At 36.6% G+C, this 24,617-nt stretch carries 18 protein-coding genes, 1 tRNA gene and 1 pseudogene; 19 read left to right on the top strand and 1 reads right to left on the bottom strand.

Annotated features, from left to right (window positions below; translation table 11 throughout):
* The first annotated feature begins 3 nt into the window (after nt 1-3).
* A complete protein-coding gene (locus PTET_RS02185; RefSeq protein WP_096038128.1) occupies nt 4-2,556 on the top strand; it encodes a sensor domain-containing protein in 2,553 nt (850 codons plus the stop codon).
* A gap of 289 nt (nt 2,557-2,845) precedes the next feature.
* Here PTET_RS02185 and PTET_RS02190 read toward each other — a convergent pair.
* Nucleotides 2,846-2,921, bottom strand: a tRNA-His gene (locus tag PTET_RS02190).
* Between the two features lie 1,143 nt (nt 2,922-4,064).
* On the opposite strand from PTET_RS02190, the gene PTET_RS02195 reads away from it, so the two are divergent.
* From PTET_RS02195 to PTET_RS02280, 18 genes and pseudogenes are all read left to right on the top strand, one after another.
* Nucleotides 4,065-4,883, top strand: coding sequence for a mechanosensitive ion channel family protein (locus PTET_RS02195; RefSeq protein ID WP_013464003.1), 819 nt, complete (start codon nt 4,065-4,067; stop codon nt 4,881-4,883).
* A gap of 106 nt (nt 4,884-4,989) precedes the next feature.
* A complete protein-coding gene (locus tag PTET_RS02200) occupies nt 4,990-5,772 on the top strand; it encodes a DUF481 domain-containing protein (protein ID WP_096038129.1) in 783 nt (260 codons plus the stop codon).
* Between the two features lie 368 nt (nt 5,773-6,140).
* Nucleotides 6,141-8,561: pseudogene (locus PTET_RS02205) on the top strand (SLBB domain-containing protein); the annotation flags it as partial.
* A gap of 104 nt (nt 8,562-8,665) precedes the next feature.
* The gene (locus tag PTET_RS02210; protein ID WP_096038131.1) at nt 8,666-9,055 is read left to right on the top strand and encodes a four helix bundle protein; all 390 of its coding nucleotides are present in this window, start codon (nt 8,666-8,668) and stop codon (nt 9,053-9,055) included.
* A 700-nt stretch (nt 9,056-9,755) separates the two neighbouring features.
* Nucleotides 9,756-10,727 (top strand): Wzz/FepE/Etk N-terminal domain-containing protein, encoded by a 972-nt coding sequence (locus tag PTET_RS02215; protein ID WP_096038132.1) that lies wholly within the window; start codon nt 9,756-9,758, stop codon nt 10,725-10,727.
* A 113-nt stretch (nt 10,728-10,840) separates the two neighbouring features.
* Nucleotides 10,841-11,776, top strand: coding sequence for an exopolysaccharide biosynthesis polyprenyl glycosylphosphotransferase (locus tag PTET_RS02220; protein ID WP_096038133.1), 936 nt, complete (start codon nt 10,841-10,843; stop codon nt 11,774-11,776).
* Entirely contained in the window at nt 11,773-12,525 is a 753-nt protein-coding gene (locus tag PTET_RS02225; RefSeq protein ID WP_174818651.1) for a glycosyltransferase family 2 protein, read from the top strand. Before PTET_RS02220 ends, PTET_RS02225 begins: the two co-directional genes overlap by 4 nt.
* Before the next feature lie 96 nt (nt 12,526-12,621).
* Nucleotides 12,622-13,788, top strand: coding sequence for a nucleotide sugar dehydrogenase (locus PTET_RS02230; protein WP_096038134.1), 1,167 nt, complete (start codon nt 12,622-12,624; stop codon nt 13,786-13,788).
* A 95-nt stretch (nt 13,789-13,883) separates the two neighbouring features.
* Nucleotides 13,884-14,354, top strand: a complete 471-nt coding sequence (locus PTET_RS02235) for a GDP-mannose mannosyl hydrolase (protein WP_096038902.1) — start codon at nt 13,884-13,886, stop codon at nt 14,352-14,354.
* 44 nt (nt 14,355-14,398) lie between these two features.
* Nucleotides 14,399-15,817 (top strand): mannose-1-phosphate guanylyltransferase/mannose-6-phosphate isomerase, encoded by a 1,419-nt coding sequence (locus tag PTET_RS02240; RefSeq protein WP_096038135.1) that lies wholly within the window; start codon nt 14,399-14,401, stop codon nt 15,815-15,817.
* A 28-nt stretch (nt 15,818-15,845) separates the two neighbouring features.
* Complete coding sequence (locus PTET_RS02245) at nt 15,846-17,297, top strand: phosphomannomutase (RefSeq protein ID WP_096038136.1); 1,452 nt, start codon at nt 15,846-15,848, stop codon at nt 17,295-17,297.
* Nucleotides 17,298-17,354: 57 nt separating this feature from the next.
* Nucleotides 17,355-18,479, top strand: a complete 1,125-nt coding sequence (gene gmd / locus PTET_RS02250; protein ID WP_096038137.1) for a GDP-mannose 4,6-dehydratase — start codon at nt 17,355-17,357, stop codon at nt 18,477-18,479.
* 11 nt (nt 18,480-18,490) lie between these two features.
* On the top strand, nt 18,491-19,417 hold the full coding sequence (locus PTET_RS02255; protein WP_096038138.1) for a GDP-L-fucose synthase family protein: 927 nt from the start codon (nt 18,491-18,493) through the stop codon (nt 19,415-19,417).
* On the top strand, nt 19,410-20,582 hold the full coding sequence (locus tag PTET_RS02260) for a DegT/DnrJ/EryC1/StrS family aminotransferase (RefSeq protein ID WP_096038139.1): 1,173 nt from the start codon (nt 19,410-19,412) through the stop codon (nt 20,580-20,582). Before PTET_RS02255 ends, PTET_RS02260 begins: the two co-directional genes overlap by 8 nt.
* Before the next feature lie 49 nt (nt 20,583-20,631).
* A complete protein-coding gene (locus PTET_RS02265) occupies nt 20,632-21,231 on the top strand; it encodes a CatB-related O-acetyltransferase (RefSeq protein WP_096038140.1) in 600 nt (199 codons plus the stop codon).
* Nucleotides 21,228-22,247 (top strand): glycosyltransferase family 10 domain-containing protein, encoded by a 1,020-nt coding sequence (locus PTET_RS02270; protein ID WP_096038141.1) that lies wholly within the window; start codon nt 21,228-21,230, stop codon nt 22,245-22,247. The genes PTET_RS02265 and PTET_RS02270 overlap by 4 nt, the downstream gene beginning before the upstream one ends.
* Nucleotides 22,248-22,280: 33 nt before the next feature.
* Entirely contained in the window at nt 22,281-23,147 is an 867-nt protein-coding gene (locus PTET_RS02275) for an alpha-1,2-fucosyltransferase (protein WP_096038142.1), read from the top strand.
* Between the two features lie 4 nt (nt 23,148-23,151).
* The gene (locus PTET_RS02280) at nt 23,152-24,609 is read left to right on the top strand and encodes a polysaccharide biosynthesis protein (RefSeq protein WP_096038143.1); all 1,458 of its coding nucleotides are present in this window, start codon (nt 23,152-23,154) and stop codon (nt 24,607-24,609) included.
* Nucleotides 24,610-24,617 lie beyond the last annotated feature (8 nt).

A 24,617-nucleotide genomic window follows, 5' to 3' on the forward strand; every position in this document is an offset into this window, starting at 1 on the left:
AAAGTGAGCAAGGATAGCAAGCAGTTAGATATAGGTGCAGCCTATGATGTATCGTATTCTCAATGTGCAAATTTAAGTGCACAATTGAGAGTACTGCAGCACGAAATTAAAGCCGATTACTTATTTATTGCCTCTGTAAATGAAGATAAATTAGCAACTACGCAGTTGGTTTTATATAACGCAGAGGTCGTTGATAACTTTTCTTATTCGCTAGAAGGCTCGCCTTGTGAACAGCTGCCTTCAAAAAGTGCGTGTTTTATAACGGATGAATTACAACAACACTATCCTGAAAATAAGCTACTAAAAACTATAAATGCGCAAGCTTACATTGGCGTCTCTATAAGCAATGATGAAGGCCAATTAAGCGGCGTACTGGTTGGTCTTTATTTAAATAGTGATCCAACAATCGAACGCTACCTACCAAGGCTAATTAGCTTTGCGAGTTATACAGCAGTGTTCTTGCAAAAGTGTTTTTTAGAAGATAAATCAAGCTCACAGCAATCACTATTTAGTGCTGTTGAAGCTATGTCGAAGGTAGGCACGTGGGAATACACAATTTCAACCGGCGAGCTAAATTATTCACCCGAGGTTTATAATATTTATGGCCTTGATAAGCACAAACCGCTCACGACCACACAAGCGATTGCGCATTATGCTGGTGAAAAAGAGCAAGCGCGTATTCGTGATTTTTTTAATCGTTTGCAAACACATGGTCTTCCTTATTGTGAAGACTTTGAGTTTGTAGATGCTCATGGCAATAAAAAGTGGGTACGGACGAGTGGTCACCCTGTTTTTAATGATGATCATCAGGTTATTAAAGTGCATGGTGCTTTTGAAGATGTCACTTTAGAGTATGAATTAAAGGCCAAGGTTGATGATAAAAATAATCGCCTTGAAGCTATTTTAAATAACTTAAATGATGCAGTGATCACTATTAATCAGCAAGGCGTTATTGTTCACTGTAACTCAACCGCATTAACTATGTTTGGCTATAAGCAAAATGAAATGCTTGGCTTGTCGATTAACAACTTAATGCCTGAGCCTTATGCATCTAAGCATCACTCGTATATGCGAAATTATGAGCAAACAGGTGAGGCTAAAATTATTGGTGTTGGTAGGCAACTACCTGCAAGAAAAAAAGACGGCACTATTTTTCAAATAGAATTGTCACTTACCAAAGCCGTTAATGAGCAAAGCGTTGAATATATTGGTGTAGTTAGAGATATTAGTGAAAAACTCAAAGCGCAAGATACCATTTATAATTTAGCTTATTCAGATCCCATAACAGGATTAAAAAATAAGCGGTGGTTTGAGCGCGAATGCAGAAGTTTACTTCAAAGTGCCAGCATTAATAATGGCTATATATATGCTGCATTATTAGATATGGATAAGTTAGCGCAATTTAACTTTAAGTACGGTATTGAGGCGGGCAACGAAGCACTCATTTTAACGGCTAAAAAACTATCAAATGCGGTACAGGGCGAGTACAAGCTATACAAAAGCGGAGTCGATTCTTTTTTAATTATAAGCGCCAATATAAGTAATGACTTATCCTACCTAGAGCAACAACAACCAAGTATAGACTCTAAAATATTAGCGCTAGATAACTTCTCACATAAGATCAGTGATCTTGATGTGGTACTAAGCGCCTCGTTGGGCAGTACAATTATTAATGCGAGTAGAGACTCCTATAGCTCTATGTTTGATAAGTTGGAATACGCACTAAAACAAGCCAAAAAGTTGTCTCCTTTTGGTTATTACTTTGCAGATTTAGATGCATTAAAACGTTACGAACGTACCAATAAAATTCGTTACTTACTAATAAATGTTGATAAAAGTGATGAATTAACACTGGTACTACAGCCACAATTTATTAATGAAAATACCTTTAATTCAGCCGAAGCATTATTACGTTGGGATTCTGAGGAATTAGGCGTAATAAGCCCTGGGGAATTTATACCCCTAGCAGAAGAGAGTGAAGCCATTATTAAAATTGGCGATTGGGTGGTTGATCAAGTATGTAAGTTGCTGCATGAAGTCAGCCGAGCAGGAAAAAACACCTGTATTGCCGTTAACATTAGCGCTAAACAAATTGTAGCCCCCGATTTTAAGGAAAAATTGCTCGCCAGTGTTCATAAGTGGCAAGTGTCACCACGTAACTTAGTGATAGAGCTGACCGAAACGACTTTAGTGTCAGACATCGAACTAGTAAAAGAGACTATGCTTGAACTTAATAAAAAGGGCTTTAGGTTTTCAATTGATGACTTTGGAACGGGTTATTCAAGCCTGAGTTATTTGAAAGAGTTGCCAATTTCTGAGCTTAAAATAGATAAATACTTTGTCGATGGCATTATGGATACTGACGATAATTCAAGTAAAACTATTGTGAATATGATCATCGACATGGCCAGTGCTTTAGGCGTAAATAGCGTTGCTGAAGGCGTTGAGGAACCTGCGCAATTTAATTATTTAAAGCAGCGCGGTTGCAACTTATTTCAAGGCTATTTATTTTCAAAGCCACTGCCTATTGCACAGTGGAAAGAACGCCTTAAATAATATGTAGCAGCGACTTTATTTTGCGTTTATTAAGTTTATATGTTCAAAGCTTCAAATGCGGGCATCGGGCTTCGAGACGCGGGGTAAATCCACTGCTACGTGTGTAGTTTTTAAATCTATGGTAGCAGCGACGTTATGTCGCGTCAGGTTTAAGATCTAATAAATGCGTAAGGTAAACTCATGCCTACAGACAAGTTGGCGTAGTTTCTTTATTTCTGACTTGGCTTTGTATCGGGTAAATATAATTTAGAGATTAGCTTTAGATATTACTGAGGAGACTTAGAAATAGTGGGGCGATTGACGGGGCTCGAACCCGCGACAACCGGAATCACAATCCGGGGCTCTACCAACTGAGCTACAACCGCCACTACATACACCTTGTTTGGTGTGGCGCGCATAATACATAATATCCCCATGCTTGTGAAGCAAAAAATCAAAAAAATTAAACTTATTTTAAGTATTCTATATTTAAGCTATTGGCAACGGGTAACGGGCAGCTCGAATCCCTAATTCCGCGCAAGATTTTCTTCTCTGTGTAGCGCGAAGCGCCTCGGTGTACTCTGTGGTTCAAAATGGTTTTTTAGGCGGGGGTTATCACGCGCAGGTGGTTTTAGGCAATAAACTTATTCACAAAGAGGTTAAGAGACGCTGCTCTTTTAGAGCTAGTGAAAAAACAATTAATCACTCGGGCTCATGGTTATTGTTTTCTCATTTACTCCTCATTCACCTCTCTTTGTGCAAAAAGATCTTAAAGAGATTTTATTCACCACAGAGGGTTAGTGCACACAGAGGAAATGATTAAAGACATGTTTTATTTGTTTTGTCTTCTCTGTGAAGCGCGTAGCGCCTCGGTGTACTCTGTGGTTCAAAATGGTTTGTAGGCGGGGGTTATCACGCGCAGGTGGTTTTAGGCAATAAACTTATTCACAAAGAGGTTAAGAGACGCTGCGCTTTTAGAGCTAGTGAAAAACAATTAATCACTCGGGCTCATGGTTATTGTTTTCTCATTTACTCCTCATTCACTTCTCTTTGTGTAAAAAGATCTTAAAGAGATTTTATTCACCACAGAGGGTTAGAGCACACAGAGGAAATGATTAAAGACATGTTTTATTTGTTTTGTCTTCTCTGTGAAGCGCGTAGCGCCTCGGTGTACTCTGTGGTGCAAAAAATTAAAACACTATTTACCACAGAGGTCACAGAGGAAGAGATTAAAGACAAAGATTTTAGGTTTTAGGTAGAGATTAAGCCAAGCATGATGTTTGTATTGAACGTGAGCGGTGGTTATCCCGCGCATTTCACTAAACCCTGCGCGAGGTAAACTCCCGCCTACGGGTATAAAAAACCTTGCTATATTAACCGTAAGGTTTTTAAATTCCTCGAACCTCGAACCTCGAACCTCGAACCTCGAACCTCGAACCTTGTAAAACGCTGTTGCAAACACGTATTAAAGATTTACAATACAATAAACAACACCGCTAAACTGCTTAATAACACTATCAGGAGTTAATATGGATTCAATACTCAATTGGCTGAATGAAAATTCAGGCTTAATCTTACACTACGGTATTCAGGCAGTTATAGCGCTTGTTATATTTTTACTGGGTGGACGAATTGCTAAATTTTGTGCAAAGTTAACCGAAAAAGCATTCGACAAGAAAAAAGTAGATAAAGCGGTTTCATCGTTTGTCTCTAGTATTGTATATGCCATTGTATTTGCAGCCACTATTTTAATGGCGCTGTCACAAATTGGTATCGAAACTACGTCATTTATTGCTATTTTAGGTGCGGCAGGTTTAGCCGTTGGCTTAGCACTGCAAGGGTCGTTATCTAACTTTGCGTCAGGCGTATTAATTATTCTACTTCGCCCATTTAAATCAGGTGACTATGTTGAAGCGGGCGGTAAAGCCGGTACGATTAAAAAAATCGAAATATTCTCAACTGAAATGCGCACACCCGATAACAAAGTTATTGTAATGCCTAATTCAAAAATCATGTCAGATGCGATCATTAATTACTCGCGCGAATCAACACGCCGCGTTGATCTTGTGATTGGTGTTGGCTACGACGCCGACTTACGAAAAGCAAAAGAAGTACTTAAATCAGTGCTTGATAACGAATCGCGTATTTTAAAAGATCCTGCATACAATGTATCAGTTTCTGAACTTGCCGATTCAAGCGTTAACTTTATAGTGCGCCCGTGGGTTAACTCAGAGGATTACTGGCCAACATATTGGTCGTTAATGGAAAACATTAAAATAGCGTTAGACGACGCAGACATTACCATTCCATTCCCGCAAATGGATGTACATTTACACAAGCAAGACTAATTTTTTAAAATACTTATTTATTAAGGCTGCGCTCAAATTCGATTTATTAATATGCGCGCTGCCTTTTTAATAGGTATTAATACATTTTTTACAGGGTTATTTTTTAATGAAACTTAAGCTTTTATCAATTTTAGTAGCAGCCTCAGCTACAACCAATGCATTTGCAGCAGAAGAAGAACAAAAAACCTGGGAAGTTACCAGTGAAGTAGGCGCTATTATTACCAGCGGTAATACCGAAACAACCACCCTCAAAGGCGGTATTAAAGTATTACATAACTTAGAAAATTGGAACAACGAGTATAAGTTAGACGGCATCTACAAAGAAGACGAAGTAGAAAACGACGACGGTACTAAAGAAAAGCAGCGTACTAACGAAAAGTACTCTATTTCAGCGCAGGGTAATTACAAATTAAATGAGAAACACGCTCATTTATTTATTTATGGGTCGCACGTATCTGATTACTTTGGCGCATACCGAAGCGAGTCGGTTATTTCAGCGGGTTATGGTTTACGTTTATTAAACGAGTCAAACATGAAACTAAACGCTGAAATTGGTCCAGGTTATAAGTACTTTAAATACCCAGATGTAAGCGAAGAGGTTGATGAAAACGGCAACTCACTAGCGGGTGAATACGAAGGTGAAGTAATTGCGCTAGGTAAAGTAGACTTTAGCTGGAAAATTTCAGACAACGCACGTTTTACTCAGTTAGTATCGGTAGAATATGGTGATACCAATACCAAAACGCGCTCAGAAACCGCACTTCTGACTAAAATTAATGGCTCACTACAAATGAAAGTAGCCTACAATATTACTAATAACTCAGATGTTGCTGACGATAAAGAGGCAACTGATACAGAGACCTCATTAACATTGGTGTATAGCTTTTAACATCAAGTAGTAAATTAATTGTAATAAAACTATGAAAGGGGCTAAAGTCCCTTTTTTATTTGCTCATAAATAATGTATGATACCCACCAATTTTGGTTGTAGACCTAGGGAAATACCTACTCGTGAACGTTATTAAACATTTATTAAGTGCTTTTGTACTTATATGTAGCTTTAGCACATTAGCATTTGCGCCAACAGCCGCTCAACTTGAGCAGTTTCAAAAGTTGCCTAAGTCTCAACAGCAGGCACTTGCAAAGCAATATGGCGTAGACATTTCAAGCCTTGAAGGTGCAGGCAATGCCAGTGGCAAAAATAACGAACAAGATAAACCCACAGTAGGTGAGCGTAATACCGCCGACGAACAAGCTTTTACAGATGAAGAACGCTTTAAGCCCGAAGATAACACGGTAAAACCATTCGGTTATGACTTATTTGCCGGCGAACCCACCACATTTATGCCCAACGAAAATGCTGCAGTACCCGATACGTATTTAGTGGGGCGTGGCGATCAGCTATTAATCAACTTTTACGGTAAAGAAAGCGCAAGCTACGAAGTCATCGTTGATAGGGAAGGACGTATTAACATTCCCGACTTAAGTCCTGTTCAGGTAGCTGGTTTAACCTTTGCTGAAGTTAAAGAGTTAATAAAAGTAAAAGTTGAACAAGAGATTATAGGTGTTAAAGCGTTCGTATCGCTTGGTAAACTTCGCAGCATTCGTATTTTAGTATTGGGTGAAGCATACAAACCAGGTAGCTATAGTGTGTCGTCATTGACTACAGTGTCGCATGCATTATTTGTAAGTGGTGGCGTGTCGGATATTGCCTCACTGCGTAATATTCAAGTAAAGCGCGGTGGTAAGGTTGTTACTAACTTTGATTTATACGACTTACTTATTCGCGGTGATAGCAGCAACGATATTATTTTAAAACCGGGTGACGTGGTATTTATACCGTCGGTTGGCGAGCAAGTAACCGTTGATGGTTTAGTAAAACGCCCTGCTATTTTTGAGCTTAAAAAAGGCGAAACGGCAGAACAATTATTAAAAATGGCGGGCGGCATCAAGCCAAATGCTTACGCTAAAAGCGTGATAGTTGAACGTTTTAATAACCAACATAAAGAAGTGCTTTCGGTAGATTTTAGCAAAGAGCAAGTTAACTACATTCCACAAGATGGCGATCGTATTCGTTTTAGCGCGATTGGTGAGCAATACCAAACTTCAATTAGTTTAATTGGTGCTGTAGTACGCCCTGGTAATTACCAGTGGTACAAGGGTAAGCGCATTTCAGACATATTAGGCTCAGTACGTGGTGACTTACTACCGCAAGCCGATTTAGATTATGCATTAGTAGTGCGCGAAACCAACGTAAATGGTGATATTGAAATTCATCAGTTCGATTTAGCAAAAGCTATTACAAAAGATACTGAGAACAACTTACAACTTAACCCTAACGATAAAATTATTGTATTCAGTCGTTTTGAAGAAAAAGCATTAGAAGATATAGCGCTTGCAAATTTAGCGTTAACTAAAGAGCAGCAAGATCAACAACGCAAAGCAGAGCTTTGGCATGAATACCAACAAAAAGAGTTCGAAAAGTATGTTGGTGTAGCGACTAAAAAGTCAGAGTTTGAAGAGGTAAACCCAAATTTAAGCATGGCGGAAATGCTTGAGAAAAAGCTTAAAGAACAAGAAGAAGATGCAAAAAGCTATGCCTTGTTCAGCCGCCATAATTTACTTAAACCGGTAATTGCTAAGTTAGAGCAGCAGGCCGGTGTAATGCAGGCGATGCAAATAGTGGAAATTAGCGGCAGTGTAATGTACCCAGGCATTTACCCGTTAATGGAAGGCGGTGAAGTAAAAGACCTAATTACTGCTGCGGGGGGCTTATTAGAGTCGGCTTATACACAACAAGCTGAAGTAACAAGAATTGCCAATAACGATGTATCAAACATTGAGCATATTAAGTTTGATTTAAAAAGTGCTATGCAAGGTAAAGCGGCATCTAATATTTCATTACAAAGTAAAGACAGCGTAAATATATTTGCTATACCAAACTGGCAAGAAAACCTAAAAGTAGAGCTAAGGGGGGAGCTTAAATTTCCGGGCACCTATACTATTCGCCGCGGTGAAACCTTAAGTAACTTACTTGAGCGCGCCGGTGGCTTTTCTGAGTTTGCTGCAACCAATGCCGCTGTATTTACTCGCCAATCAATTAAAAAGCAAGAGCAACAACAGCTAGCGCGTTTATCTACCGAGCTTCGCCGTGATATAGCATCAAAAAGCTTTCAAAGTTCAGTTAGTAGCAACACACTTACTTACGATGAAATGAATAAACTTCTCGCAGATTTAGCAAATGTAGATGCCGTAGGCCGTTTAGTTATAGATTTACCGCTTATTGTTAATAATGAGCAAAACCTAGTACTGCAAGATGGCGATGTACTTTATGTGCCTAGTGAACGCGACTCAATCAGTGTAATAGGTGAGGTTAATTACTCTACCTCGCATCTATATAAAGCAGGCATAAGCGTAGACGAATACATAGACCTAAGCGGTGGCTTAAAAGAGCGCGCTGCTGATGACCGTATTTATATAATTAAAGCAAATGGCTCAGTAAAAATACCAAATACCGGCAACTGGTTTGCAGTTAATAACTCAAACCAACTTGAACCTGGCGATACCATTGTTGTCCCACTAGATGCAGGCCATATGGATAAGCTAACGCTTTGGAGCACCGCAACACAGATTCTATATCAACTAGGTGTAGCAGTAGCAGCCATAAGCGGTATTTAATATAATGTAGCTGCGGGTTTATCCCGCAGCTGTTCTAAGGTTTTAGGCACAAGGTACTAGGTGCGAGGAAAGCCTAGAACCTAGAACTTAAAAAAGGAATTACTATGAAGTTTGAACAGTTGGATGTTTGGAAAAGAGCTTCAAGGCTGGCTTGTGATATTTATAAAGCAACAGCCAAATGTAAAGACTATGGTTTTAAGGATCAAGTTACGCGTTCTGCTATTTCAATTCCTTCTAACATAGCGGAGGGCTTAGAAAGAGACTCGCAGGCCGATCAAGCTAGGTTTTTATATTATGGCAAAGGCTCTGCCGGTGAGCTGGTAACGCAGATATATATAGGTATTGAAATAGGTTTTATAGAGCGAGAACTGGGTTTGAAATTGATTAATGAATCGAAAGAAGTTGCTAGTATGCTTGCAGCATTAATTAACATTAGGAAAAGTCATATTAAAGAGCCTGAGCCGAATTATAATTTTGACGAACCTAGAACCTAGAACCTAGAACCTAGAACCTAGAACCTAGAACCTAGAACCTAGAACCTAGAACCTAGAACCTAGAACCTAGAACCTAGAACCTAGAACCTAGAACCTAGAACCTAGAACCTAGAACCTAGAACCTAGAACCTAGAACCTAGAACCTAGAACCTAGAACCTAGAACCTAGAACCTAGAACCTAGAACCTAGAACCTAGAACCTAGAACCTAGAACCTAGAACCTAGAACCTAGAACCTAGAACCTAGAACCTAGAACCTAGAACCTAGAACCTAGAACCTAGAACCTAGAACCTAGAACCTAGAACCTAGAACCTAGAACCTAGAACCTAGAACCTAGAACCTAGAACCTAGAACCTAGAACCTAGAACCTAGAACCTAGAACCTAGAACCTAGAACCTAGAACCTAGAACCTAGAACCTAGAACCTAGAACCTAGAACCTAGAACCTAGAACCTAGAACCTAGAACCTAGAACCTAGAACCTAGAACCTAGAACCTAGAACCTAGAACCTAGAACCTAGAACCTAGAACCTAGAACCTAGAACCTAGAACCTAGAACCTAGAACCTAAAACCTAGAACCTAAAACAATAACTTGACCTAATGTTCTCGTTATTCAATTTTTGATAGCTGATAGCTGATAGCTGATAGCTGATAGCTGATAGCTGATAGCTGATAGCTGATAGCTGAACTTATGAGATTTAAATGGAAAACAACTCAAACAATCTAAATCAGGCAAATACACCAGTGGTTAATTATAATGCTGCTGATGACGAAATAGATCTACGCGAACTATTTACCGCTATTTGGCAAGGCAAGTGGATTATCATTGCTGTAACTACCTTATTTGCTGTTGCATCTGTTTTTTACGCCATTAACCAGCCTAATATTTATAAATCAGAGGCGTTACTTGCTCCTGCAGAGCAAGACAAAGCGGGTGGCTTAGGTGCATTAGCCGGCCAGTTTGGTGGCCTAGCAAGTTTAGCTGGGGTTAACTTAGGTTCCGGTGGCAGGGTCGATAAAACGCAAATGGCGCTTGAGGTACTAAAATCACGCCAGTTCACCAGCGAGTTTATTAAAAAGCACAATATACTACCCGATTTAATGGCAGCTAAAGCGTGGAACCGTGAAACTAATACAGTTATTTACGACGATAAGCTTTATATTGCAGAGCAAAATAAATGGATACGTAAAGTTGAATTACCCTTTAAACCCGAGCCTTCAATGCAAGAGGCGTATAAAGAATTTAGTAAAACTATTAGTGCAAATAAAGATAAAGAAACTGGCATGGTTAAAATTGCCATAGAGCACGTATCGCCTTATGTAGCGCAGCAATGGGTAAACTGGTTAATACAAGACATAAACGCCACCATGAAACAGCGCGAAGTGCTAGAGGCAAACAAAAGCACCGATTTTTTAACTCAGCAATTAGAGCAAACTAAAATAGCTGACATACGAGCTGTACTTTATAAGCTAGTAGAAGAGCAAACAAAAACAATTATGTTTGCCAATGTGCGTGATGAATATGTGTTTAAAACGATTGACCCAGCGATAATTCCAGAGCAAAAGTTCAAACCTAAAAGAGCCCTGATTTGTATCTTAGGGACATTAATAGGTGTCTTTTTAAGTAGTGTACTTGTGCTAATAAAGTACTTTCTTAAACAAGACAAAGAATGACAAGGTAAAAACAAATTAGACCTAGTTGGTAAATGATAAGGAACCGAGGTTTAGGTCTTTAATCATTATAGGCAAGGTGTTCACTAGCATATTAGACTAATTGGAAGTTTTCATTGTTTACTAAGAGTTTTAAGTCAAAAAAAGAGGCGTTAAAGCAAAATATAATTTATGTATTTTGCCCAGATGAATGTGCTTCTAATATAATAGAAATTATTAATGATCACACATTTGAGCTCGTTATTAATGATTTTTCGATAACTGACTTTACAGAAAAAGTAATATGCCACTATAGAAGTGCGCATTTGACCAAAGAGCAACGTGCATTTTTAGTTAGAGCAACTGAAAGTGGTGCCTGGGTTGAGCCGTTAGTAAGCTACTTAGACGATAGATTAAAGTATACTGAAGTGCGCTTATTACATAGTAGCTATTTTCTACACCAAAAAGCTTTTTCAATTTTATCTAACAAAAGAACTCAAATAACGAAAAGAGCTTTAGACGTAGTAAGTTCAGTTTTTTTACTTTTTGTAACTATGCCTCTTTCGTTAATAGCGGTTTTGCTTATAAAGTTAGAAAGCCCTGGGCCTGTTTTATATAAACAGAAAAGGACTGGCCAATATAATGAAGAGTTTAAAGTTTATAAGTTTAGGTCGATGCGAAATGATGCTGAAAAAAATGGCGCGCAATGGGCTAGCGAAAATGATGCCCGCATTACTAAAGTAGGTAAGTTTATTCGTAAAACACGTATTGATGAAATACCGCAGCTTATAAATGTTTTGCAAGGAACTATGTCAATAGTTGGTCCAAGGCCTGAAAGAGAAGTTTTTATTAAGGATCTTGAGCAAGAAATTCCATATTATCGTTTCCGCCATGCTGTTAAGCCGGGTGTTACAGGATTGGCCCAAGTCAGCTATCCTTATGGGGCCTCTGTTGAAGATGCTGTTTGGAAACACAAATATGATATTTATTACATTAAACATCATTCAAGTATGCTGGATCTGAAAATATTATTGCTGACGGTTAAAACTGTAATCTTTGGTATGGGGCGATGATAGAAAATAAACCTTTAGTTTCGATTATTATGCCTGCATATAACTCAGAGCTATATATAGGCGAAGCGATTAAATCCGTACTTTCGCAAACTTATGATAATTGGCAGTTATTAATAACTGATGATTGCTCAACCGATAATACAAGAGATATTGTAAATGCATTTATTGCTACAGATAATAGAATAAAACTTTTTATAAGCAATGAAAATGGTGGAGCTGGAAAGGCACGGAATAATTCTATAGAGAAGGCAAAAGGGAGGTTTGTAGCTTTTTTAGATGCTGACGATCAATGGCTCCCTGAAAAGTTAACTACTCAAATTAGTTTTATGCTCCAACATAATTATGCTTTTACATTTACAGCATATCAAAAAGTTGAAGGTGGTGTTAGAAAACGAAAAGTGCTGCCTCCTAAATCTACTTGTTATAAAAGGTTGTTAAGTAGTAATGTTATAGGCTGCCTCACAGTAATATATGACACTTACACTTTGGGAAAGAGATACATGCCTATAATACGGAAAAGGCAAGATATGGGGTTATGGTTAAATATATTAAAGGATGTACCCAATGCATATAGTATAAATAAAGTTCTAGCACTTTATCGCGTAGATTCAGGTATGACTCAAAATAAGTTTAAAATACTTAAATGGCAATGGTTATTTTATAGGGATGTAGTCAAATTAAGTCTCCCCCAAACGATTTATCATTTTTTCTTTTATTCACTCAAAGGCTTTTCAAAGTATTTTAGTTGAGATTGATAGATTAAATAATAGAACATTAATCACAAGGTATTTAGTTACCAAAGTCACTACTTAACAATACTGCTTAAATTTTTAATGAGGAAAAAAATGAGAATAACAGTTGTAGGAACAGGATATGTTGGCCTTTCTAATGCGATGCTATTAGCGAAGGAAAATGAGGTTATAGCGTTTGATATTGATGAAAAAAAAGTAGCACTTTTAAATAATAATAAATCTCCTATAGTTGATAAAAATATCAGTGAATACTTAACTCGAGCTAATTTAAATTTTGAAGCTACTTCAAATAAAGAGTTCGCGTATAAAAACGCTGATTTCGTAATTATTGCTACACCTACTGATTATGAGCCCACTACAAATCACTTTAATACCAGCACGGTTGAGTCTGTTATTGCTGATGTTTTAAAAATAACTCCAAAGGCTGTTATAGTCATAAAATCGACCGTACCGGTGGGTTACACGCAATCGGTTAAAGAGAAGTTTGCTAGTAATAATATAATATTTTCTCCTGAATTTCTTCGCGAAGGTAAAGCGCTACACGACAATTTATACCCATCTCGAATTGTAGTCGGTGAGCAAAGCGAACGCGCTATTGTATTTGCGGAGTTGCTTAAACAGGGCGCTATTAAGAAAAATGTTGAGGTTTTGTTCACAGATTCAACAGAAGCTGAGGCAATTAAATTATTCTCTAACACTTATCTTGCAATGCGTGTTGCCTATTTTAATGAACTCGACAGCTACGCTGAGGCACATGGCTTAAATAGCAAGCAAATTATACAAGGTGTTAGCTTAGATCCACGTATAGGTGACCACTATAATAATCCGTCGTTTGGTTACGGTGGTTATTGTTTACCTAAAGATACCAAACAGCTCCGCGCTAATTATGCCGATGTACCAAACAACATTATAGGCGCAATCGTTGATGCTAATACGACTCGTAAGGATTTTATTGCAGATTCAATTATTAAACGTAACCCAAAAGTGGTTGGTGTATACCGATTAGTAATGAAAACAGGGTCAGATAATTTTAGAGCTTCAGCCATACAAGGTATAATGAAGCGCATTAAGGCAAAGGGAATTGAGGTTATAGTATTCGAGCCTGAGCTTCGAGAAAACGAGTTTTTCCATTCGCGTGTAGTTAATGATTTAAATGAGTTTAAACAGCTTTCAGATGTTGTTTTATCAAACCGTATGGTTGATGAGTTAAATGATATTGTTGATAAAGTATATACACGAGACTTGTTTGGAACTGACTAACTAAGTTTAGTTAAGTTCCTCCTTAGATGAATAACTTTGTGTGGTTTTAAGTAATAATGATCACAAAATATCAACTATTTCTATTTGAATTAAACATGCTCTCACTTGATACGTTTAAAACAGTTATAAAGTCAACACCGTTAGTGTCGATAGATCTAATTATAAAGAACAAAAAAAAGCAAATTCTATTGGGTAAGCGCACTAACCGCCCAGCTAAAAGCTTATGGTTTGTGCCAGGTGGAAGAGTATTGAAAGATGAATCACTTGAAGCAGCTTTTAAGCGCTTAATTAAAGATGAATTAGACTTATTAAACGTCAATTCACATTTTAAAGGTGTATATCAGCATTTTTATAATGATAACTTTACAGGTGATGACTTTACCACTCATTACGTGGTACTTGCTTATGAAATTAATTTTAATATTGAATTATCAACATTACCTAAAGAGCAGCACTCAGCTTATAAGTGGTTTACAGAAAGAGAGTTGTTATTAAATGAGGAAGTGCACGAACACACGAAATGGTACTTTGAAAGTGATAAACAAGCAGATAGTCTGTTTAAATAATTAATATTCAAGTTTCACTTAAATTATAAATTGGAAAATACTTTATGATCACTCCTATTATTATGGCTGGCGGGACTGGCTCTCGATTATGGCCACTTTCGCGTGAGTTATACCCAAAACAGTTTTTAAAAGTAATTGGGGAGCAATCGATGCTTCAACAAACAATAGCGCGTCTGTCAGGTTTAGAGCATAAAGCTCCTGTGTTAATCTGTAATGAAGAACACCGCTTTATTGCCGCTGAGCAAATGAGAATAGGTGGCTTTGAGCATAGCGGAATTATTTTGGAGCCCATAGGGCGAAATACAGCTCCTGCAATTGCATTAGCCGCTTTACAAGCTGTCAGTAATGCAGCAGAAGGGGAAGAGCCTATTCTATTAGTACTTGCAGCGGATCATGTTATTGAAAATATAACTGCTTTTGAGAGCGCAGTACAAAGAGCGCTACCTTATGCGTTAGAGGATCAACTAGTCACTTTTGGAATAGTACCTACAGCTCCAGAAACAGGTTACGGCTATATAAAAGCGGGTAAGCAAAATGGTAATGCATTTACAGTTAGTGAATTTGTTGAAAAGCCTAACTTAGCAACCGCCCAAAAGTATATATCAAATGGTAGTTATTATTGGAATAGTGGAATGTTTTTATTTAAAGCTAGTCGCTACCTTAAAGAGTTGGAAGTATTTTCACCTGAAATATTAAGTATTTGTAAGCAAGCAATAGCAAACCCTAAGCAAGACTTAGACTTAGACTTTGTAAGGGTAGATAAAGATATATTTGAAACCTGTCCTGATGACTCTATTGATTATGCGGTAATGGAAAAAAGTCAAAATGTAATGGTTGTTCCAATGGATGCAGGCTGGAGCGATGTCGGATCTTTTTCATCTTTATGGGAAGTATCAGCTAAAGATAATAATAAAAATGTTATAAAAGGCGATGTAATTTCTGTTGATTCGACTAATAACTATATTTACGCTGAAAATAAACTCGTTTCTACAGTTGGGGTTGATAACTTGGTCATTATTGAAACTAAAGATGCCATTTTAGTAGCAGATAAAGATCAAGTACAAAATGTTAAGACGATCGTAAAAAAATTAAAAGATGCGGGTCGGACTGAGCATAAATTACACCGTGAGGTTTATCGACCTTGGGGTAAGTATGACTCAATTGATTTTGGTAAACGAGATCAGGTGAAGCGAATTACGGTTAAGCCGGGTGAAAAGCTGTCTATTCAAAAACATCATCATCGTTCAGAACACTGGATTGTAGTATCAGGCACTGCAAGCGTATTAAATGGAGATAAAACTATTTTAGTAACTGAAGATGAGTCTACTTATATCCCTTTAGGTACAATACATGCGTTAGAAAACCCAGGTAAAATTCCTCTTGAAATGATAGAAGTTCAAACGGGTAGCTACTTAGGTGAAGATGATATTGTACGTTTTGAAGACCGCTATGGTCGAGTATAATAGGTCGATTCAGTTTAAATAAGTATGGATGATAATGAATAAGATATTGGTAAGCACAGATGTTTTAGAACAAAGTGGTGTTACTTTTGGTACCAGCGGTGCAAGAGGATTGGTGACCCAGCTAACATCTAATGTTTGTGCTGCATTCAGCGTTGCGTTTATTCAAAGTATGCAACAAAGCTTTAGCTTCAGTACAGTAGCACTTGCAATTGATAATAGGCCTAGTAGTTATGCAATGGCGCAAGCATGTGCAACAGCGTTACAACAGCGTAACATTCATGTTGTATATTACGGAGTAATACCCACCCCAGCTCTAGCATACAAAGCAATGCAAGATAATATACCTGCAATAATGGTAACGGGAAGTCATATTCCGTTTGATCGCAACGGGCTTAAGTTTTATCGACCTGATGGCGAAATTAGCAAAGTAGACGAACGAGCAATTATTACTGAACAAGTTGAGTTTTTTGAACTTACAGAGCTTGTTGAACTAACTGTAAGTAACCAAGCCACTGAAGAATATATTAATCGTTACACATCTTTATTTACTAAACAATGGCTTACTGGTAAGCAGATCGGTATATATGAACACTCTAGTGCTGGTCGTGACCTCTACTTTAGAATATTCGAAGCACTAGGCGCTGATGTTTTTCGTTTAGAGAGAAGTGATAAGTTTGTACCTATAGATACAGAGGCTGTTTCCGAGCAAGACACTATCAAAGCAATAAATTGGTCAAAAGAATATAATTTAGATATGGTGTTTTCAACAGACGGTGATGGTGATCGGCCCCTCGTATCCGATGAAAATGGAAACTGGTTACGTGGCGATATTTTAGGCTTATTATGTGCAGACATACTGGGTATTGAAGCCTTATCCGTACCTATTAGTTGTAACACTGCTATTGAAACTAGTCATAAATTTAAGCATGTTGAAAGAACGAAGATAGGATCGCCATACGTTATTGCTGAGTTTTCTAAGCTATCTAAAAGGTTTAACACTGTTGCGGGTTTTGAGGCTAATGGTGGTTTTTTATTAGGTAGTGACGTTCTATTAAATAATAAGCAATTAAAAACACTACCGACTCGCGATGCTATGTTACCAGCTATTATGCTTCTGCTTGCAGCCGATGATACTAAAATTTCAGCCTTAGTAAATGCACTTCCAGAACGATTTACCTACAGTGAGCGAGTTCAAAACTTTGCTACCCAAAAAAGCCAAGAAATTATTTCCCTAGTCAAAAAGAATCCTGAAAAGCTTCTAGTTAAACTCGGTTTAACCAACATTAAGGTTAATACTATCGATGAAACTGATGGATTAAGAATTGCGCTTAAAGATGGAGATATTATTCACTTACGGCCGTCTGGTAATGCGCCAGAGCTTCGGTGTTATGGAGAGTCAAATAACTTTCAATCGGCAAAGAAGATTGTTATGACCGCATTAAGCAAAATTAAAGAACTTAATACAAATTTAGATACGTAACTCTTGAATTTGGGTATTATCTAGAAAATTTCCAAATTTTAAGTAAAGGAATTAAAAATGACAGAAAAGAAAGTAGCATTAATCACGGGCGTTACAGGCCAAGACGGTTCATATTTAGCTGAGTTATTGTTAGAAAAAGGCTACGAAGTACATGGTATTAAGCGTCGTGCATCATCATTAAATACTGAGCGCGTTGATCATATCTATCAAGATAATCACGAGGAAAATCAAAGTTTTTTCCTGCACTATGGCGATTTAACCGACTCATCAAACTTAACGCGTATTATTAAAGATGTACAACCAGATGAAGTTTATAACTTGGGTGCGCAATCACACGTTGCTGTTTCGTTTGAATGCCCAGAGTATACAGCAGATGTAGATGCGATGGGCACACTGCGCTTACTTGAAGCAATTCGCTTTTTAGGGCTTGAGAAAAAAACTAAATTCTATCAGGCTTCAACTTCAGAGTTGTACGGCGAAGTACAAGAGATTCCTCAGAAAGAGACAACTCCGTTTCACCCTCGCTCCCCATATGCAGTCGCTAAAATGTATGCTTATTGGATAGTCGTCAATTATCGTGAATCGTATGGTATGTACGCATGTAATGGTATTTTGTTTAATCATGAATCGCCTCGACGTGGTGAAACCTTTGTAACACGTAAAATTACTCGTGGTATTGCTAATATTGCTCAAGGATTAGAAAGTTGTTTATACCTAGGTAATATGGATGCTTTACGTGATTGGGGCCATGCTAAAGATTATGTTCGTATGCAGTGGATGATGTTACAGCAAGAAGAAGCTGATGATTTTGTTATTGCAACAGGGAAGCAAATATCAGTGCGTGAGTTTGTAACACTCTCAGCTAAAGAAGCAGGCATTGAGCTTGAATTTAGTGGTGAAGGAGTTGATGAGGTAGCAACAGTTAAGTCGATTGCAGGTAATAACGCGCCAGCTCTTAGCGTTGGTGATGTTATTGTTAAAGTTGATCCTCGATACTTTAGGCCTGCTGAAGTTGAAACGCTCCTTGGTGATCCATCAAAAGCAAAGGCAAAATTAGGTTGGGTACCTCAAATTACTGTAGAGCAAATGTGTTCAGAAATGGTCGCAAATGACTTAGATAAAGCTAAGCAGCACGCAATTTTGAAAGAGCACGGTTACACAAATTCAGTAGCAGTTGAATAGGTTTAAACTAGATGAAAATTTTATTAACCGGTGCTAATGGCATGGTTGGCAGAAATATTTTAGAAGTAGCTAAACAGTACGACTATGATTTTTTGTCACCAAGTAGCAGTGAACTAAATTTACTTGATTCTAACTCAGTCAACCAGTATGTAAGCATACACAAGCCCGACATGGTAATACACGCTGCAGGTATTGTTGGTGGTATTCAAGCTAATATGGCACAGCCTGTAAAGTTTTTGGTTGAAAACATGCAAATGGGGCTTAATATTCTCACTGCAGCTAATAATTCAAATGTTAATACCTTTCTAAACTTGAGTAGCTCTTGTATGTATCCTCGTGATGCTGCAAACCCTTTAAGTGAAGATTTGATTTTAAAAGGTGAGTTGGAGCCAACGAATGAAGGTTATGCGCTTGCAAAAGTGACTAGTACACGGCTTTGTGAGTATATTATAAAAGAAAATCCAAACCGCCAATATAAAACAATTATTCCATGTAATTTATATGGGTGTTTTGATAAGTTCGATCCGAATCATTCACATATGATTCCTGCGGTTATTCGAAAAATAGATGAAGGGAAGAAAAATAATCTTCCTGAAATAGATATTTGGGGAGATGGCGAAGCTCGTCGTGAATTTATGTATGCAGAAGATCTAGCCGATTTTATTTTTTATGCAATAAGAAACTTTGAAAAAATGCCTCAAAACTTGAACGTTGGTTTAGGTACTGATTATTCAATTAATGATTATTACCAAACTATAGCAAAGGTAGTTGGTTTTAAAGGAAAATTTAAGCATGACTTAGATAAGCCTGTTGGTATGAAGCAAAAATTAATAGACGATAAAAAGTTAAAAGAATTTGGCTGGCACTATAAAACTAAATTAGAAGCCGGTATTAAGAAAACGTATGAATTTTATTTAAGAGAGTATTGTAATGACTAATTACGCACTAGCAAGCAGCACATGGGATGAGAACGAGTATTCTGCAATTCAAAGAGTAATAGATTCTGACATGTTTACCATGGGTAAAGAAGTTGCTCAATACGAAAAAGATTTCGCTGAGTTTTTTGGTTCGAAATATGCGCTAATGGTCAGTTCAGGTTCGACAGCTAATTTATTAATGATCGCCGCATTATTTTTTACCAAAAATGAGTCTTTAAAGTTAAAACGTGGTGATGAAGTAATTGTACCTGCCGTCTCTTGGTCGACTACTTACTTCCCATTGCAACAATATGGCTTAAAAGTTAAGTTTGTAGATATAGATCGCAATACTTTAAATATGGATCTAGACAAATTAGAAGCTGCTATTACAGATAAAACACGAGCTATTTTGTCGGTAAATTTATTAGGCAACCCTAATGACTTTAATCGCATGAACGAAATTATTGCAGATCGTAACATTTTTGTTTTAGAAGATAACTGTGAGTCAATGGGCGCAACCTTAAACGGTAAGCAAGCAGGTACATTTGGTGTTATGGGGACGTTTAGCTCATTCTTTTCTCATCATATCGCCACAATGGAAGGTGGTTGCGTAGTTACGGATGATGAAGAACTTTATCATATCCTTCTTTGTATTCGAGCCCATGGTTGGACGCGTAACTTACCTAAATTTAATAAAGTCAGTGGCGAGAAAAGTGATGACCCATTCGAAGAGTCATTTAAGTTTATGTTACCAGGCTACAATGTACGTCCACTTGAGATGAGTGGTGCACTAGGAATAGAGCAGCTTAAAAAATTACCTCGTTTTATTGAAATGCGTCGTGAAAATGCAAAGTTATTCCAATCATTATTTGCTAATCATCCTTATATTGATATTCAGCAAGAAACGGGCTTAAGTAGTTGGTTTGGTTTTTCATTAATTTTAAAGGAAAATGCACCATATACCCGTGCCGATTTAGTTAAATTACTAACTGAAAATGGTATTGAATGCAGACCAATTGTAACTGGTAATTTCTTAAAAAATAAAGAAGTACTTGAGTACTTTGACTATGAAGTCGCTGGTTCATTAGAAGCTGCCGAATATTTAGATGAAAATGGTTTATTTGTGGGTAATCATCAAAATAGTATTACTAAAGAAATTAAATTGTTAGCAGATAGCCTTAGCTAAAAACCAATTGTAACTATATTAGAACCTTTATTTTATATGGATTGTTAGTGTGTTATTAATATTAAAAAGTATTGCGAGTAAGCTTTATCGTCAAATTAGGTTGATCTTCTCCCAGCGAGATAACCGAATATTTAGTTATAATGTAAGCTTAAAGTCTCTTAACGGTAGTAGTATTGAAGTTAAAGAGGATACTTTTATAGATTCAAACTCAACTATTGGTTCGTATAGTTACATTGGACGGCATTGCTCTATTAGTAAATCATCAATTGGAAGATATTGCTCAATTGCAAATAATGTTTCAATAGGGCAAGGTGAGCACGACTTAAAGGAAATAAGTACAAGTAGTATCTTCTATCATTCGCCATACGATTTACTCACAAGTAAAAGTTGCAAAATAGAGGATGATGTTTGGATAGGAGTTGATGTTATCATCTTACGCGGTGTTACAATTGGCACTGGTGCTGTTGTAGGGGCAAACTCTGTTGTTACTAAAGATGTGCCACCATTTGCGGTGGTTGTAGGATCGCCAGCAAAACTAATTAAATATAGATTTGATGAAGATAAAATAACTGCAATTTTAAAAAGTAAATGGTGGAATGAGAAACCTGAAATGGCGAAAATAATATTTACTGAGTTAAATAAAAAATGAAAGCATCCTTAGTAATAGATTACCATTTAAATAATAAAATATTCGATGTGAGTGATAGATCTGTAAACAGAGATGATTATGCTTATAGCATTTGGTTATTAAAACAGAAGTGCAAGAGCGTGAATATTGAGCTTTCAACATGCGATATTAATAAATTATCAGATTCAGATATGGCCTTTTATTTTGACTTACCCAAGCATGAGGAAAAAGTTGAAACGGAAATAGCCTATCTTTTTTTATTTGAAAGCGAAGTAATTAAATTAAATAATTGGGAAAAACTAAATCATAATCAATACAGTAAAGTTTTCACCTGGAATGATGAGCTAGTTGATAATAAAAAATATTTTAAGATCAATTTCACTCATAAGTTTCCTGAGAGTCGAGAGGCTCATAGAAGTAATCAAAAAAAAATTGCATCTAAAAAGTTGTGCACATTAATTGCGGGTAATAAAAAAGTTAATCACCCACTAGAATTATACTCAGAAAGAGAGAAAACAATTCGTTGGTTTGAACAAAACACCAATAATGAGTTTGACTTTTATGGAATAGGGTGGCAAAAACATACGTCAAGTAATCGATTATTGCGCGCACTTCTATCTAAAATGAGTTTCTTAAACACACTTTTTCCTCCTAGCTATCCCTCTTATAAAGGGCCAGTGGATAGTAAAAAGGCGACATTAAACAATTATAAGTTTGCAATTTGCTATGAAAATGCTCAACTAATTCCAGGCTACATAACGGAAAAAATATTTGATTGTTTTTTCGCCGGATGCATTCCAATTTATTGGGGAGCGCCCAACGTTACTGACCATATCCCTGCTAATTGTTTTATAGATAGACGAAAATTTAACTCTCATGAGGAACTCTACCATTACATCAGTAACATGTCCGAAGTGGAATACAGCGTTATTCTATCAAACATAGAGGATTATCTGTTTTCAGAACAATCGACCCCCTACAGAGCTGAAACATTTGCAAAGACGATAGTTAAACATGTCTTAGCTGATTTGAAGTAAACAGCATTTTATATACAATTTATTAGGTTAATAATGATAAAAGTTAAAGCAATTGGAGGCTTAGGCAACCAACTTTTTCAATATGCGGCAGCCAGATCTATTGCTGAAAAGCGTAAAGATAAAGTCTTGGTCGATGTGTCTGCTTTTCAGTCTTATGAAACACATCCATTTTGTTTAAATAAGTTTAATTGTAAAGCTACTTTCGATAATCGGTTAAATCTTAAAAAAAAGTTACTAAGCAATAGTAGAATTAATAAAATACTTTTTAGTTTTGGTTTTTTAAAAAATCACTATATTGAGAAAAGTTTAAAATTTGATGACTCTTTATCGCAAAATACAAATATTACTCAAATTACTGGTTTTTTTCAGTCAGAAAAATACTTTTTAAGTATCCGTGATTGTTTGTTAGACGAGTTAACTTTGGTTAACGAGCTCAATGAGTATGAGCTGTCTGTTAGTAATGCAATTAGAAATGCTAAAAATAGTGTATCAATCCATATAAGGCGAGGTGACTATGTTTCTGATGAGGGGGCTAACAAAACGCATGGCGTCTGTGATAGTGAGTATTTTAAAAAGGCGCTAAGGTATCTTTCGACAAAAGAAATATTAGATAAAAACACGGAACTTTTTATTTTTTCTGATGATATAAAGTGGTGTCGTAACAATCTAAGTTTTGACTACAAAATGAATTTTGTCGATGGCTCGAGTGAACGACCTGAAGTAGACATGATATTGATGTCAGAGTGTGAGCATCAAATCATTTCAAATAGTACTTTTAGTTGGTGGGGAGCTTGGCTTAATCAAAATGAAGATAAAGTTATTATTGCGCCCAAGGTTTGGTTTCAATCAGCCGAGCTGGATTCTACAGATATAATTCCTGATAATTGGGTTAAGTTGTAATTAGATGTTGAATATTTTAAGTAAAGTTAATAAAGATATTACAGCATTAGCTATAGGAAAGATGCTACAGGTAACCCTGGCTCTCCTTTCTGTCCGGTTATTGACAACGTTTTTATCAGAGACACAAATAGGAAGTTATTACCTTTTACTTACTCTATTAACTTTATTTAACTTCGCATTCTTGAACCCAGTTGGCCAGTACTATAATAGATATGTTCTTTACTGGAAAAATAATAGTAATTTATCAAATGCTAATGTAATGCTATTTCTTGCCCGCACATTGGGAATTGTTTTATCGTTGTTTGTAGCTGCATTTATTTTTTATATTTTTGACTATTCTGAATTATTTACAATAGGAAGCTTTCTTTTCTTTATTTTTTTTTCCTTGGCTGCAGGTAGCTATTTAGTCTTTTTGAATGTTATTAATCTATTAGGAAATCGCCTTTGTTTTATCAAATATTTATTAGCTTCCCTAATTCTAGGCATTGTTATCGCTATAGTGACTAATTTATTCATTAGCAAGACAGGTATGGCTTGGCTGTATGGAGTAGCTATCGCTCAAATTATCTTATTTGTGCCTATGTATAAAGTGATTGGCAACTACGATAAAGTAGACGTTAGCTATTTATTCCAAAAAATAAACTTAGCAACGTGTAAAAAGGTACTCATATTCTCTCTACCTGTGACTCTCACTCTTTTTTTACAATGGGGTCAAAATAGTTCGTATCGGATCATTGTTGAAGACAAGTATACTGTTGAGGTGCTCTCCTATATTGCAGTCGGTTTAGCTGTATCAACGTCTATTTTCACAGCGGTTGAAGGTTTGGCTACGCAGTATTTTATGCCAGATTACTTAAAAAATATTAATAATAGTACTAAAGATACTCGGGCTTTGGCTTGGAATTATTTAGCGAGCTATATGATACCTATATATTTTTTATTGATGATTTTTGTAATATGTACTTCCCCTTTTTTAATGACGCTGTTAGTTAATGAAAAATATCACAACGCTTATCCTTACGTAATGATAGGTGCTTCTATTGAGTTTTTTAGAGTAACCTCTAATTTGATTTATTTGGTTTCACAGTCAGAAATGAGAACTAAAACTACTATTTTTCCCTATCTATTAGGTTTTTTATTAATGATGGTTGGCTTATATAGCCTGAGTGAAAGTAGTCCTTTATGGTTTGTCCCTATTATTTTATCTTTTACATATTTTCTAATTTCTACGCTACTTTTCTTTAATATGAGAAAGCTATTAATAATTAAGATTCCTTTTAAAAGTTTAGGCATAGCTATTATTTTGTCATTACCATTTATTACTTTGCTATTTATTAATAGTAATATTGGGCTTGTTGCTAGTTTTATTGCTGTTGGTGCTTTTGGTTGTTTTTTCTTGTTTTCTAGCTTTCTTATAATAAAAAGAGCTAAAAATAATAACGTATATCTTGATAGAAACTGATCTTATAT

This window comes from Pseudoalteromonas tetraodonis (assembly GCF_002310835.1).
Lineage (GTDB): Bacteria > Pseudomonadota > Gammaproteobacteria > Enterobacterales > Alteromonadaceae > Pseudoalteromonas > Pseudoalteromonas tetraodonis.

Excerpts from the sequence above, each read along its gene's own strand:
- PTET_RS02245 (WP_096038136.1), top strand. The coding sequence starts at position 15,846 with ATGATAATGAATAAGATATTGGTAAGCACAGATGTTTTAGAACAAAGT.
- PTET_RS02235 (WP_096038902.1), top strand. The coding sequence starts at position 13,884 with ATGCTCTCACTTGATACGTTTAAAACAGTTATAAAGTCAACACCGTTA.
- PTET_RS02210 (WP_096038131.1), top strand. The coding sequence starts at position 8,666 with ATGAAGTTTGAACAGTTGGATGTTTGGAAAAGAGCTTCAAGGCTGGCT.
- PTET_RS02260 (WP_096038139.1), top strand. The coding sequence starts at position 19,410 with ATGACTAATTACGCACTAGCAAGCAGCACATGGGATGAGAACGAGTAT.
- PTET_RS02275 (WP_096038142.1), top strand. The coding sequence starts at position 22,281 with ATGATAAAAGTTAAAGCAATTGGAGGCTTAGGCAACCAACTTTTTCAA.
- PTET_RS02195 (WP_013464003.1), top strand. The coding sequence starts at position 4,065 with ATGGATTCAATACTCAATTGGCTGAATGAAAATTCAGGCTTAATCTTA.
- PTET_RS02225 (WP_174818651.1), top strand. The coding sequence starts at position 11,773 with ATGATAGAAAATAAACCTTTAGTTTCGATTATTATGCCTGCATATAAC.
- PTET_RS02230 (WP_096038134.1), top strand. The coding sequence starts at position 12,622 with ATGAGAATAACAGTTGTAGGAACAGGATATGTTGGCCTTTCTAATGCG.
- PTET_RS02280 (WP_096038143.1), top strand. The coding sequence starts at position 23,152 with ATGTTGAATATTTTAAGTAAAGTTAATAAAGATATTACAGCATTAGCT.
- PTET_RS02255 (WP_096038138.1), top strand. The coding sequence starts at position 18,491 with ATGAAAATTTTATTAACCGGTGCTAATGGCATGGTTGGCAGAAATATT.
- PTET_RS02270 (WP_096038141.1), top strand. The coding sequence starts at position 21,228 with ATGAAAGCATCCTTAGTAATAGATTACCATTTAAATAATAAAATATTC.
- gmd (WP_096038137.1), top strand. The coding sequence starts at position 17,355 with ATGACAGAAAAGAAAGTAGCATTAATCACGGGCGTTACAGGCCAAGAC.
- PTET_RS02240 (WP_096038135.1), top strand. The coding sequence starts at position 14,399 with ATGATCACTCCTATTATTATGGCTGGCGGGACTGGCTCTCGATTATGG.
- PTET_RS02215 (WP_096038132.1), top strand. The coding sequence starts at position 9,756 with ATGGAAAACAACTCAAACAATCTAAATCAGGCAAATACACCAGTGGTT.
- PTET_RS02200 (WP_096038129.1), top strand. The coding sequence starts at position 4,990 with ATGAAACTTAAGCTTTTATCAATTTTAGTAGCAGCCTCAGCTACAACC.